The 13,576-nt window shown below is 62.1% G+C and carries 9 protein-coding genes and 1 tRNA gene; 8 read left to right on the top strand and 2 right to left on the bottom strand.

Features of this window, described 5'->3' with window-relative positions; all coding sequences use genetic code 11:
• Positions 1-118: 118 nt before the first annotated feature.
• The 7 genes from J2Z17_RS24795 (at position 119) to J2Z17_RS24765 (ending at position 8,812) form a co-directional block, all read left to right on the top strand.
• The gene (locus J2Z17_RS24795; protein WP_209949472.1) at positions 119-547 is read left to right on the top strand and encodes a response regulator; all 429 of its coding nucleotides are present in this window, start codon (positions 119-121) and stop codon (positions 545-547) included.
• Between the two features lie 419 nt (positions 548-966).
• Positions 967-4,683, top strand: a complete 3,717-nt coding sequence (locus tag J2Z17_RS24790; RefSeq protein WP_209949470.1) for a chemotaxis protein CheB — start codon at positions 967-969, stop codon at positions 4,681-4,683.
• Entirely contained in the window at positions 4,658-5,113 is a 456-nt protein-coding gene (locus tag J2Z17_RS24785; protein WP_342454460.1) for a response regulator, read from the top strand. The genes J2Z17_RS24790 and J2Z17_RS24785 overlap by 26 nt, the downstream gene beginning before the upstream one ends.
• A 13-nt stretch (positions 5,114-5,126) precedes the next feature.
• Positions 5,127-5,543, top strand: a complete 417-nt coding sequence (locus J2Z17_RS24780; protein ID WP_209949468.1) for a response regulator — start codon at positions 5,127-5,129, stop codon at positions 5,541-5,543.
• 176 nt (positions 5,544-5,719) lie between these two features.
• Entirely contained in the window at positions 5,720-7,243 is a 1,524-nt protein-coding gene (locus tag J2Z17_RS24775) for a sensor histidine kinase (protein WP_209949466.1), read from the top strand.
• Positions 7,230-7,673, top strand: coding sequence for a response regulator (locus J2Z17_RS24770; RefSeq protein WP_245224346.1), 444 nt, complete (start codon positions 7,230-7,232; stop codon positions 7,671-7,673). The genes J2Z17_RS24775 and J2Z17_RS24770 overlap by 14 nt, the downstream gene beginning before the upstream one ends.
• Positions 7,673-8,812, top strand: coding sequence for a sensor histidine kinase (locus J2Z17_RS24765; protein ID WP_209949464.1), 1,140 nt, complete (start codon positions 7,673-7,675; stop codon positions 8,810-8,812). Before J2Z17_RS24770 ends, J2Z17_RS24765 begins: the two co-directional genes overlap by 1 nt.
• A 125-nt stretch (positions 8,813-8,937) precedes the next feature.
• Here J2Z17_RS24765 and J2Z17_RS24760 read toward each other — a convergent pair.
• Both J2Z17_RS24760 and J2Z17_RS24755 read right to left on the bottom strand, forming a co-directional pair.
• Positions 8,938-9,014 (bottom strand) — tRNA-His (locus J2Z17_RS24760).
• 138 nt (positions 9,015-9,152) lie between these two features.
• Positions 9,153-9,596, bottom strand: a complete 444-nt coding sequence (locus J2Z17_RS24755) for a phasin (RefSeq protein ID WP_245224345.1) — start codon at positions 9,594-9,596, stop codon at positions 9,153-9,155.
• A gap of 233 nt (positions 9,597-9,829) precedes the next feature.
• Here J2Z17_RS24755 and J2Z17_RS24750 point away from each other — a divergent pair, with 233 nt between their 5' ends.
• Positions 9,830-13,435, top strand: a complete 3,606-nt coding sequence (locus J2Z17_RS24750; RefSeq protein ID WP_209949462.1) for a sensor histidine kinase — start codon at positions 9,830-9,832, stop codon at positions 13,433-13,435.
• Positions 13,436-13,576: the final 141 nt, after the last annotated feature.

Raw genomic sequence — 13,576 nt, 5'->3', positions numbered from 1 at the left:
GTTCATAAATAAAATTTTAATTAAGCCCATCCATTTAATTTTAACGGTTCGGTGAGCATCATCCGACTCATCCAAGAATGGCGGTATTCGGAGCAATGCTCCAAACAGGAGGTTATCCATGACTACGGACCAGCGCGCGCTTACCATCCTGATGGTCGACGACAACCAGGACGAGGTATTTCTGACGCGACGTCTGCTCAGACGTGACGGCATCGTCAACAATTTCGTCTCCGAACGCGATCCGACCCGCATATTCGACACGCTCGACCACCTGATCGAACTGGGTGGCGACCGCAACCGGATCATGATCCTGCTCGATCTCAACATGCCGCAGATCGACGGCTTCAGCGTGCTGCGGAAGATCCGCAAGAGCAAGCGCTACAAGGACGTGACTGTCATCATGCTGTCGGCATCCGACGACGAAGGCGACATGCTGGATTCCTTCGACAAGGGTGCCAATGGCTACATGGTCAAGCCGTTCCGCGCGGACGAGTTCTTCACCGTCCTCAACAATGTCAGCCATGTGCGCTACCAACTGGTGCAATAGCGCGCCCGCCGGAAAACCGCCGTACCGGTGGTGGTCCAGCCCATTCTCCTCACCTGACATCAGCGACTGCCCCCTTTTCGGCTGCTGCCGCCCCGCAGCAGCCGTTTTTTGGGCTTCGTTCCGCGCCAAGCCGCGGGTTGCCGGAGATCTGCCTGGCCACAGGCACTGACAGCCGAGGCTGCGGCAAAGCCACAGTGCTCCGGTCCGCCGGCATCAGCCAAGCCGAACACCGACCCTTGTTCCCCTCGATATCCGGGGGTCTTTGCTTTAATAATAGTGCGACCTAACAAAGACTTAATTACATAAGCCAATCCTTGTGTTTCATTAATGAAAGAATATAGTGACGCTGATCATTTCTGCGGCGCGTCGATCTCGGCGCCCCCATGTATAAGTGCAACATCTGGCGGACGAACACGCGTGTGAACAAGAAACTTCAGGCAGCCGCTTCCCGACGATCCCCTGTTAACGACGGCGCGTCGGACCGACCGGCAAAATCGACGGTCGCGCCGAAAAAGAAGCGAGCCACCAGCAAGCCGTTGAACGATGGGCTCTACTGGGTCGGCATCGGCGCGTCCGCCGGGGGACTGGAAGCGCTGCGCGAGGTCTTGAAGGCGCTGCCGAAAAACGCCCAGAACATCACCTACATCATCGCCCAGCATCTTTCGCCCAAGCACCAGAGCATGCTGGTGCAGCTGCTCGGGCGCGAGACCACGATGACGGTAGAGGAAGTGCGCAACGGCCTGGTGCCGGAAGGCGGCACGATCTACATCACCCCGCCCAATAGCGACGTCTTCGTCCGCGACGGCGAGATGCATCTTTCGCGCCCGCCTTCGGAACTCTCGCCGAAACCCTCGGTCGACTATTTCTTCGCAACCCTGGCGCAGGAGATCGGCGACCACGCCATCGGCGTCATCCTGTCCGGCACCGGCTCGGACGGTTCGCACGGCGTGCGCGCAGTCAAGGCGGAGGGCGGACTGACGATCGCCCAGGACCCGGAAGAGGCCAAATATGACGGCATGCCCGCCAATGCGATCGGCGCCGGCTGCGTCGATCTCGTCCTGCCGGCCGCCAAGATCGGCCCGCAGATCCTGTCGATCATTCGCACTCCGAGCAATCTGAAACTCCTCCAGGAGGAGGAGATCACCCGCTCGACGATGCATGAACTGCTGCATCTGCTCAAGGAGCGGTCCGGCGTCGATTTCCGTGACTACAAGTCCGGCACGCTCTACCGGCGGATCAACCGGCGCATGACCGCCTGTGCCACGACCAGCGTCGACGACTATCTCGATTATGTGAAACGCGCTCCGAACGAACTCGATCTGCTGTTCAAGGACATCATGATCAGCGTCACGTATTTCTTTCGAGATACGGAGGCTTTCACCAGCCTGACAAGCGTGATCAAGAAGTTACTGGCGGACAAGGGGCCCGGCTCGGACATCCGCATCTGGATCCCCGGCTGCGCCACCGGCGAAGAGGCCTATTCCATCGTCATCCTGTTTGCCGAGGCCGCGGGCGGCATCCGGCAATTGCAGCAGAACTACAGCTTCCAGCTGTTTGCCACCGATATCGACACCGATGCGCTGTCGCTCGGGCGCAAGGGCGTCTATTCGGCAACCACGCTGGAAAGCATGGCGCCCGACATCCGCGACCGCTATTTCCGTCACAAGGAAGAAAGCTACGAAATCATCAAGTCGGTGCGCGACATGGTGATGTTCTCGCGGCACAATGTCTTCAGCGACCCGCCCTTTCTCCGCCTCGACTTCATCAGCTGCCGGAATTTGCTGATCTATTTCAATGCCAAGCTGCAGGCGACGGTGATGAACCTGTTTCATTACGCGCTCAATCCCAACGGCATTCTCTATCTCGGCAAGTCGGAGGCGCTCGGCAATGCCGCCTCGCTGTTTCAGCCGATCGACAACCGCGCCAAGATCTACCAGCGCAAGCTGGTGTCTTCCTATGAGGCTATCCGCTCGGCCAAGGCCTCCTACTCGACGGTGTCGAAGAATGTGACGCCGGCAACGCCCGCCGCCCAGACGAAAAGCAATCACGATTTTCCCGATGCCGTGATCGCCGCCCTGTCTCCGGACAGCCTGCTGATCGACGAGAACATGAACCTGTTGCGCGTCTATGGCGACGTGCAGCCCTACACCCAGCTGTCGCCCGGCGAGGCGAGCACCAATCTGGTCTCGATCGCCCGCAAGGAGTTTCGCCAGGAACTGCGCGCGCTGGTCTACAAGGTCGTGCGCGAACGGGACCAGCAGGCGGTGCTGCCGAAAAAGCTGGTGATCGATGGCAAGACCTGCCGGATCAACATTCACATCCGCCCGCTGCCGTTGAAAAATTCCGGCGAGCGGCTGCTGCTGGTCTCCTTCGAGCAGACCAAGGAAATCGTCAGCGAAGTCGAGGATCAGGACGGCCGCACCCGCACCGACCCGATGCTGGCCGAACTCGAGCAGGAACTGGCCGCCACCAAGGAACACCTGCAGACCGTGGTCGAGGAGCTGGAGACCTCCAACGAGGAGCTGCAATCGACCAATGAGGAAATGCAGTCGACGAACGAGGAATTGCAGTCTTCCAACGAGGAGCTGGAGACAGCCAATGAAGAGCTGCAATCGACCAATGAAGAACTGCTGACCGTCAACGAGGAACTGCAGATCAAGTCGGCCGAGCTTTCCAACTCCAATGAAGACCTGGAAAACATCAAGGAAAGCATCAACATCCCAATTATCGTCGTCGACAAGACGCTACGGGTGACGCGCCACAATGCCTGCGCCTCTGAAATCTTCCTGCTGAACGACAATTCGATCGGCGAGACCATCGGCAATATCGGCACGCGGATCGATGTGCCGGATCTGAGGACCAATATCGTCAAGGTGATCGAGAACGGCGTGTTCGAGGAGCGGCGGCTCAAGAGCGGCGAACGCTTCCATATCGAACGCATCCAGCCTTACCGCGACGGCGACGGACGGGTGAATGGTGCCGTACTCACCTATTTCGACGACACCTACCAGCAACAGATGCTCGAGGAACTGCGCGTCAGCCAGGAGCGCTACAGGCTCGCGACCGAAGGCTCGCAGGCCGGCATGTGGGACTGGGACATCACCGCCAATACCATGGTCTGGTCGGACCTGCTTTTGCGCATGCTCGGCATCCGCGATCCGGACTTCACCGCCTCGCTCGACGAGTTGAAGGAACGGATCCACGAGCAAGACCGGCGCGACATCATGGACATCCTCCAGGCGCATCTGGACCGCGGCTTCGAATTCGACGTCGAGTTTCGCATGCGGCGCGAGAACGGCACCTATTTCTGGGCCAATGCCAGCGGCCAGGCCATGTGGGGCGAGCGCAAGGATCCCCAGCGGATGACCGGCTTCATCTACGACGTGACCGAGAGGCGCCAGACGCTGGAGCATCTGAGCCGAACCAACGAATCCCTCGAGCGCTTCGCTTATGTCTGCTCGCACGACCTGAAGGAACCGGCGCGCTCGATCGAAAACTTCGCTTCGCTGGTGCTGCAGGATTTCAGCGAGCAGCTGGATGCCGACGGCAAGACCTACGTGAAATACATCCACGAATGCGCCATGCTGATGCAGCAGATGGTCAAGGGCATCCTCAATTACTCGCAGCTGGAGAGCAAGAATCTCGCCTTCGAGGATATCGATCTGGAACAGGAACTGGCTAAGGTTCTCGACAATCTGAAGCTTTCGATCGAGGAGGCGGATGCGACCATCACCCACGATCCGCTGCCCCTGATACGCGCTGACCGGATGCAGATCTTCCAGCTGTTCCTGAACCTCATCGGCAACGCCCTGAAATTCTGCCGCGGACGCAAGCCGAAGGTGCATATTTCGGTCGAGGACACGTCGCGCGGCGTCAAGTTCGGCGTCCACGACAACGGTATCGGGATCAAGCCGGAGCATCTGCAGAAGATCTTCAACGTGTTTCAGCGGCTGAACCGGCGGGAAGAGTTTCCCGGCACCGGCGTCGGCCTCAGCATATGCCAAAAGGTCGTCAACCGGCACGGCGGGCGCCTGTGGGTCGAATCCGAATTCGGCAAGGGATCGAGCTTCTATTTCGATCTTCCTTATCACCCTTCGAGGAGCATCGCCCGTGCCACAGAAACCATTGCTGGCTAACATACTTCTGGTCGACGACTCCCATTATGACGTCGTCCTGACCAAGATCATGCTGGAGCGCGACAAGGTCATCGCCAATATTATTGCGGTCGGCGATGGTCGCGAAGCGCTCGCTTATCTCGGAAACCTTCCGCCGTTCGAGAATGCGAGCAAGCCGGACTTGATCTTGCTCGATCTCAACATGCCTGACATCAACGGATTCAAGGTTTTGAAAGTGATGGTGGATAAGGATTGGTTGAGGGATATTCCGGTGATCATCTGCAGCGGCTCGGACAGCGAACGGGATCTTGATACCGCCCGTGGTTTTGGTGTGATAGACTATCTTGTCAAACCCATTGAATATGCCAGGCTTGCCCCTATCCTTGCACGAATACCGAAACTGACAGTCAACGTGACGGATGAGCACCATTTCATCTGTCGATGCGCATAAAATCGAGCCAGCCATGACCAATATTCTCATTGTCGATGACAACCCGGATGACCTCAGGCTTTATTCCGAACTGATCGGGGCGGCAGGAGACCACTACACGGTCTTCACCGCCACGAGCGCGGAAGAGGCGCTGTCCCTGTTCGAGCGGTATCCGATCGACTGTGCCTTCATCGACTTCCACATGCCCGACGCCAACGGCCTGCGCACCATCGAGAGGCTGCAGGAAAAAGTGGCCGGGCGAGCCCTGCCGCTGGTGCTCTTTACCGGCGACGGAAGCCAGAAAATTCAGGCGGAGGCCGCCCGGCGCGGCGCCATGGACTACATGGTCAAGGACATGGAAAGCACCACGCCGGAGCAGATCGACCTGACGATCCGCAAGGTGATCGCCTGGGCGGACGACCTGAACAAGAACAGGATCAGGGTCAATTGACGCTGGCGCCGGGGGGGGCAGGGCACGCGCCGTTCGCCGGCGGGCCCGTCATATCCTTGCCGGGCGCAGAGACAGTCGTCCACCCGCATGACAAGGCATGAGAAGGCATGACAAGGGCCGCCCTCGGGGCGGCATGACCGGTCGCATTGGACAGCTCTCACAGAGGGACCAAACCTTTGGTCACCACATTGCCAAATCTCGACAAGAGCGCCATCTACACGGCGCTCGTGGAGTTCAGCGACACAGCGGTCATCTGCAAGTCGACCGACGGCATCATTCTGGCCTGGAATCTGGGCGCTGAAAAACTCTTCGGCTACATGGCCGGCGACGTCGTCGGCAAGCCGATCAGCATCATCGTGCCCGATCACCTGCTGGAGGAAGAGCGCCGGATCCTCGAGCGGATCAAGCGCGACGAACGGATCGAATTCTGGAACACCCAGCGCAGGCGCCGCGACGGCAGCCTCGTCGATGTCTCGCTGTCCGTCTCGCCCGTGCACGACGCCAAGGGCAATGTCGTCGGCGCGGCCAAGATCGCCCGCGACATCTCCGCCCAGCGCCAGGCCGAGCGCCGGTTCGAACAGGTGGTCGAATCCGCACCTTACGGGATCATCGTCGCGGATCGTGACGGGACGATAAACCTGGTCAACCGGCAGGCCGAACTGCTGTTCGGCTACGAGCGCAGCGAACTGATCGGCGAGCCGGTCGAACTGCTGATTTCCGACACCGGCACCGATCTGCAGATGGATCTGCGCAGCGCGCTCACCGCCGATCCGATGACCGCCGTCGCCGGCGCGCCGCGCACGCTGAAGGCCCGCCATTCCACCGGCCGCCTGTTTTCCGTCGAGCTGCGCCTGGCCCCGACGGAGAACGAGAAAGGCACGATGACCAATATCTCGCTCATCGATATCACCCGGCGGCTGGAGGCGGAGGAGCACCTCAAACAGTTCCATCAGATGCTGGAGCAGCAGGTCGCCGACCGCACCGCCAAGCTGAAGGCCGCCAACCGGGAGCTGAAGGAATTCGCCTATGTGGCCTCGCACGACCTGAAGGCGCCGCTGCGGGTGATCGACAACACCTCGCGCTGGCTGATGGAAGACCTGCAGGGGCTGCTGACCGAAGACATGCTCGACAACATGCGGCTGATGCGCAGCCGGGTGGTGCGAATGGAGAAATTCCTCGACGACCTGCTCGACTATTCGCGCATCGGGCGGATGGCGCAGGCGACGATCCAGGACAGGATCAGCGGTCGCGCCCTGATCGACGACGTCATCCTGATGCTCTCGCCGCCCGGCGGGTTCGATATCCAGGTATCGCCTGTATTCGCCGAGCTGGACCTTCCCCGCATGCCGCTCACCCAGATCTTTCTCAATCTGGTCGGAAACGCGATCAAGCACCACGACCTGGGCCGCGGCGTGATCCGGATCGATGCGGCCTGCGAAGCCGACCACTACGTGTTCACCGTCGCCGACGACGGTCCCGGCATCCCCGAAATCTACCGCACCCAGGTCTTCGAGATGTTCCAGACCCTGCGTCCGCGCGACGAGGTCGAAGGCAGCGGCATGGGCTTGTCGATCGCGCGCAAGCACGTCGTCCATGCCGGCGGCACGATAGAGATCGCGCCGGCAGAAGGCCGCGGCGCCACCTTCCGGTTCACCTGGCCGGTCAAGCAGAAACCACAGGACGAGGATGATGGAGACTAATATCAACCCCTTGAGCGCGCTCAGCCTGTTTCTCGTCGAGGATGACGACGGCGATGCGAAAGCGGTGGTGCGGGCGTTCACACGCGCCAAGATCGCCAATCCGATCATCCGCGCGATCGACGGGGTGGAAGCCCTGGAAATCCTGCGCGGTCAGAACGGTCGGGACAAACCGAGCAAGCCGCATCTGCTGCTGATCGACATCAACATGCCCAGAATGAACGGCATCGAGCTGATCAAGAATATCCGGCAAGATCCGAACCTCAAGCGCCTGGTCGTCTTCGTGCTGACGACCTCGAAACGCGATGAGGACCGCGTGGCAGCCTATGACCTCAACGTTGCCGGCTATATTCTGAAGCAACGCGCCGGAGAGGATTTCGTGCAACTGGTGCAGATGATGGACTATTACTGGCGGATCGTGGAAATGCCGTGATGGATGGAGTGCAGACGCGACCGAAGCCGATCCGGATCCTTGTCGTCGACGACGATATCGGGGATCGCAAGCAGGTCCGGCGCGCGCTGCAAAAAGCACCCTTCCCCGCCGAACTGGTCGAGGCTTCGGAACTGAAACAGGCGATCACCGAATGCGACCTCCAGCCATTCGACTGTGCGATCATCGATTACCGGATGCCGAGCGGTGACGGCCTGCACGGGATCAGCATGCTGCGGGAAAAATGGCCCTATATGGCGATCGTCATGCTGACCGGTCAGGGCGACGAGCAGGTCGCGATGGACGCCATCAAGCGCGGTGCGACCGACTACCTGCCCAAGGGCACGGAGGGCTCCCTGCCGCAGGTGGTCGACAGTGCCATCGCCAAGATGCGGCTGCAGCGCAAGGTCGAGCGGCAGCGCGAGGAACTGGAGATGTTTTCCGACGTACTGGTGCATGACCTGATGGCGCCGACCCGTTCGATCCAGGGCTTCGGCCGGTTCATCCAGAACAATTTGCGCGACGGCAATCTGGAAAAGGCCGCGACCAATTGCGAACTGGTCATTTCCGCCGCAAGGCGTATGGACCGGCTGATCAAGACGCTGCACGCCTATACCCAGGCAGACCATCTGCCGATGGTGGAGCCGGTGTGGATGGAAAAGGTGGTGCAGGCCGCGCTGCAGAACCTCGAGGCGGAAATTTCGGAACTGGTGGCCACGATCACCACGGATGCGATGCCCGAGGTCGTCGGGCACGAACCGCAACTGATCCAGCTGCTGCAGAACCTGATCGGCAACAGCCTGAAATACCGGAGCGAGGTGCCGATCAAGGTGCATGTGACGGCCGCTCGCCAAGGCGGATACTGGCGTATCGCGGTGCAGGACAACGGCATGGGGATCTCCGAGGGCGACGCCCAGCGGATGTTCGACCCGCTGGTCAGGCTGCATCAGTCGCGCGGCATAGATGGCACCGGCCTTGGCCTTGCCACCTGCCGGCGGATCATCACCCGCCATGGCGGCGAGATCTCGGCCAGGCCGCGTCCCGAAGGCGGAACGGAGGTCTATTTCACCCTCCCCGACGCGACCGACGCGTCCCCGCCTGCAGACCCCGACCCGGTCCATGATGCCAATCCAAGGGCCTGACTTGCGGCGGTGCCGCTCTGCGCGAAAACAGCCAACGTTCCGCTCGGGCAGCCAGCACCGGGGGTGAGGGAGCGATACGCGCCTGGAAAGTACCAATCTGGAATGGCGATCCCGGAAGGGGAAAATGGTACGGTTGGGGGGAATTGAACCTCCGACCTCAGGTGCCACAAACCTGCGCTCTAACCAACTGAGCTACAACCGCACAAATGCCGCGAACGGCTTGTGAGGGGGTGAATACGAGCAGTCGGCGCATTTTTCAAGCCTTTTTCTGCACGCTGTTGAAAAAGGGCCGGAGCGCCAAGCGCCCGGCCCTTTTTCGCAAAAGCTGGAATGCGGTCGATCAGACCGGCTTGAACGACGACATTGCCTTTTCGGCGGCTGTCTTGCCGGGCTTGGAGACCGTCTCGGCGACCTTGCGGGCGGTCTCCTGCATCGAGCGGGCCTGCTCGACCGTCACTTCGGCCTGCTTGCGCACATAGGCGGTCTGCAGTTCGACCAGTTCGGCCACCGACTTCACGCCCAGCAGCGATTCCATGTGGCTCAGCTGCATGTCGGCATTGGTGCGGAAGGCGTCGATGGCCTTGAGGCCGAGTTCGACGGTACCGGCCTGGGCGGACTGCATCGTCTGCTCGACGGTCTTCGTCGCGTCTTCGGTTGCGATCTTCATCTTGGCGTAGGCGTCTTTCGACTGGGCGGCGCCCTTTTCTGCAAAGTCACGGAAGGTTTCCGACATCTTGCTCGGGTCGAAGCTGGAAAACGAGAATGCGTCTGCTGTCTGGGCCATGGGGATGCTCCTCAAGTTTCTTTGCACAGGTCACCTGTGACTGATTGGATGACCTATATTTAGAATATTCCATTGTGCATTGCAACATTTTTGTGCGTCGCACAATAATAATTGCCGGATTAACCGTGATATTTAAAAGCTTTTGAAGGGGTCTGGAACGAATCCGAGTGCCCAGATATTAAAAATCTGTTAAATTGAAAGCCCTCACGGCTACGGCAGACAGGTCCCCATTAATGCCCGCAGTGCAGTACCCATTCATCGACGTTGCAGTCCATCGTGCCGTCCGCCCGCATTTTGCGCGCGGCGATGCGCTGGTGCTCTTCTCGCATGACATGCAGACCGTGCTGTGGGCCAATGGCGCGGGCGCAGCCCATTTCGGCAATCCGTCGGTCTATGAATTCCTCGAACAGGGCCCCGGCCGCCGCGAACTGTCCTTCCGCCAGCTTGCCGCCACCGCCGGCCAGCTGAAGCGCAGCGGCCAGGTGCATAATCTGGTCATGCGCATCGCCACCGGCTTTCGCAGCCTGGCGCTGCAGGCCCGGGTCGAACTCGTCGAGATCCATCCCGGCGAACCGGTCATTCTGTTCAGCGTGCCGCGCACCGGCGCCGGCCGCGGCTCCGTCGATCTCGCCACCGAGATGCTGGCGGGCTTCGACGAGCCCGACACCCACATGGCAGTGCTCGACGGCCAGGGCGCGGTGATCGCCGCCTCCGCCGAATTCGCCGCGCTGCAGCTCGACCCTATCGCGACCCGCGACTTCATCGCCGGCCTGCCGCGCGCCGGCTCTCCCGTTCTCAAGCGGCGAATGGATACCGCGCGCGGGCATCTGCCGGCCGCACTCGGCAAGGTCTCCGACGATCCCGTCATGTATCTGCTGCTCGCGGTCGATACCGCCCGCAATGCGGCGGATGCGCAGGCCCCGGCTGCCGACACCGATCAGACGTCTGCGCCGGTAGTCGACACCGTGGCCGGGACCGGGCCGGAGGCAGACGCCCCGGATTTGACGCGTTCCGCAGACATCCGGGCTGCAGCCGGACCCGCCGATGGTGGCCTGTCCCAGCAGCAGGCGCCCGCCGATCGGCCTGCAGATCTCGCGAACGAGCCGGCCGATGCTGGACCGGTTTTTGAGGATGACGACCAGGACACGCCGCCGCTCTCCGGGGCGGCCGAGGAGAGCCGCCTCCCCGCAGCCTTGCCGCGGGATGATGCGTCGCGCGCGGAGCCTCTGCCCGTTGCGCCGGACAGGCCCGCATTCGTCTTCGATCGCAAGGGACGCGCCACCCGCTTCGTCTGGAAGATCGACCGCCTCGGACGCTTCACCGAGGTTTCGCCCGAATTCGCAGCCGCCGTCGGCCCCCGTTCGGCGGCCATCGAAGGCACGGCCTTTTCCGATCTCGCCGCGCTTTTCGATCTGGATCCCGAGGGCAAGCTGCGCGAATTGCTCGGCCGTCGCGACACCTGGTCTGGCAAGACCATTCACTGGCCTGTCGAAGGCACCAGCCTGCGCGTGCCGGTCGATCTCGCAGCCCTGCCCACCTATACCCGCAACCGCGAATTCGACGGCTTTCGCGGCTTTGGCGTCGTGCGCGTCGGCGACGCCGCCGAGGACCCCTTTGCCACGGGCCTGATGCTGGCAGACGCCGGCGGCACACCAGCCCTCGACGTCCAGGAAATCGCGACATCCCAAGCCGCAACTAGCCTCATCGACGAGACGGTCGAGACCGATGTGCAGCCGAGCGGCGACACGGCGAATGACAGGCTGGCCGACGAGCTGCATCAGCCGCTGACCGGCGACGACACGGATACGGCGCAAACCTTCACCGCAAACGATGTTGCCGTGGAGGACGATGGGGCCGACCTGCAGGCCGGACAGGCGATCGACGGCGAACCGGCAGTCGCGCCGGAACAAGGCGAGCCGCCGGCGCCGCCCGAGCCGCCACCGCTCTTTACCGCCAGCATGCTCGCGCCGGAGTCCGACAAGGTCATCCAGCTCGACACCCACCGGCAGCGCCGCGACGGCCTCAGCGTCAGCGAAACCGCCGCATTCCTGGAGATCGGCCGTACCCTCGACGCCGTCCGCGAACCGGACGCCCGATCCTCCGCCCGGGCCGAAGGTCCCGCGCAGGACGACGCCATCGATCACGAAGACGACCGGGACGAAAACCTTGTCGAGGCCACGGATCACACCCGCGCACCGCTGGTCGACGATGGCCAGGATGCGCCCGATGATGCGGCCTTCCTCTCCAGCAACGGGGACGGGGACGCGCCATCGCTGGACGATTTGGCCGACAAGGGCGCGTCCTTCGAGCCGCTGCAGATCTATGGCGCCGCCACCGGGCGCGGCGACGTGCCGCTCAGCGCCGATATCGTCGATCTCATGCCGCTGGCGCTGCTCGTCCATCGCGGCGATCATCTGATCCATGCCAATCCCGACTTCCTTCGGCTCACCGGCTATGCCGGGCTCGATGCGCTGGCCGAGGCCGGCGGTCTCGACGCGCTGCTGCAGCGCGAGGATCTGGACGATGCCGAGGGCCGTGTCAGCCGCATGGTCGTGGTCTGCGCCGACGACACGCTGGTGCCGGTCACGGCCCGGCTGCAATCGGTGCGCTGGGACACCACCAATGCGCTGATGATGTCGCTGGTGCCGCTGGAGCCCGCGGCGGCGACCCCCTCGGAGGCGCCGGCGCCCGCGCCTGGCGACGCCGGCGAGCTTGCGCGCCTGAGGGTCGAGGTCGAGGAAATGCGTTCGATCCTGGAGACGGCAACCGACGGCGTGGTGCTGATCAGCACCGAAGGCGAGATCCGCTCGATGAACCGTTCGGCCTCGGCGCTGTTCGACTATGACGGCGAGGAAATCCGCGGCAAGCCCTTCGTCACGCTGTTTGCCCATGAGAGCCAGAAGGCGATCCTCGACTATCTCGCGGGCCTGACCGGCCATGGCGTGGCAAGCGTGCTGAACGACGGCCGCGAAGTGATCGGCCGCGAGGCGTCCGGCGGCTTCCTGCCGCTGTTCATGACCATCGGCAAGCTCACCTCGTCGAACGGCTTCTGCGCGGTGATCCGCGATATCACCCAGTGGAAGCGCACCGAGGACGAGCTGCGCAGCGCCAAGCGTGCGGCGGAGACGGCAAACGCCCACAAGAGCGACTTCCTCGCCCGCGTCAGCCACGAGATCCGCACGCCGCTCAATGCCATCATCGGCTTTGCCGACATCATGTCGAACGAGCATTTCGGCCCGATCGGCCACAGCCGCTACAGCGAATATGCCAGCGACATCGTCCGCTCCGGCCGTCACGTGCTCGACATCGTCAACGACCTGCTCGACATTTCCAAGATCGAGGCCGGCGAGATGGAGCTCGACTTCACCGCCATCGGGCTGAACGAGACCGTGTCGCAAGCCGCCGCCATCGTCCAGCCCCAGGCCAACAGCCAGCGGGTGATCATCCGCACGGCACTGTCGCAGGCCGTACCGAATGTCGTTGCCGACCTGCGCTCGATCAAGCAGATCGTGCTCAACATCCTGGCAAACGCCATCCGCTTCACCCCGTCCGGCGGACAGATCATCGTTTCGACCGCCTATGAGGCAAACGGCAGCGTGGTGCTGCGCATCCGCGACACCGGCGTCGGCATGTCGCGCAGCGAACTGGAACAGGCGATGAAGCCGTTCCAGCAGGTCTCCGGCACGGTGCGCCCGCGCGGCGACGGCACCGGGCTCGGCCTGCCGCTGACCAAGGCCATGGTCGACGCCAACCGCGCCCATTTCGCCATCTCCTCGGTACCCAACGAAGGCACCCTGGTCGAGATCACCTTTCCCTCGCAACGGGTGCTGGCGGATTGATGGGGCAATTTGGGGGGCGTGTGCGGACTGTCAACTGCAAGGAGACCTAGTGGATTGATTCCAACGTTTGGTGCCCGCGTTTGACAGCGGCGATTATCTCGTTGGGGTCTGCCTTCCATATGAACGGCTTTGGCTCGGTAT

The sequence above is a fragment of the Heterorhizobium halophytocola genome (assembly GCF_017873095.1).
Classification (GTDB): domain Bacteria; phylum Pseudomonadota; class Alphaproteobacteria; order Rhizobiales; family Rhizobiaceae; genus Allorhizobium; species Allorhizobium halophytocola.
Note: the sequence above shows the minus strand (reverse complement) of the source record. Positions and strands in the feature narration are given on the sequence as shown.

Coding starts and splice junctions, on each gene's coding strand:
- J2Z17_RS24795 (WP_209949472.1), top strand. CDS start 119: ATGACTACGGACCAGCGCGCGCTTACCATCCTGATGGTCGACGACAAC.
- J2Z17_RS24780 (WP_209949468.1), top strand. CDS start 5,127: ATGACCAATATTCTCATTGTCGATGACAACCCGGATGACCTCAGGCTT.
- J2Z17_RS24770 (WP_245224346.1), top strand. CDS start 7,230: ATGATGGAGACTAATATCAACCCCTTGAGCGCGCTCAGCCTGTTTCTC.
- J2Z17_RS24765 (WP_209949464.1), top strand. CDS start 7,673: ATGGATGGAGTGCAGACGCGACCGAAGCCGATCCGGATCCTTGTCGTC.
- J2Z17_RS24755 (WP_245224345.1), bottom strand. CDS start 9,596: ATGGCCCAGACAGCAGACGCATTCTCGTTTTCCAGCTTCGACCCGAGC.
- J2Z17_RS24750 (WP_209949462.1), top strand. CDS start 9,830: ATGCCCGCAGTGCAGTACCCATTCATCGACGTTGCAGTCCATCGTGCC.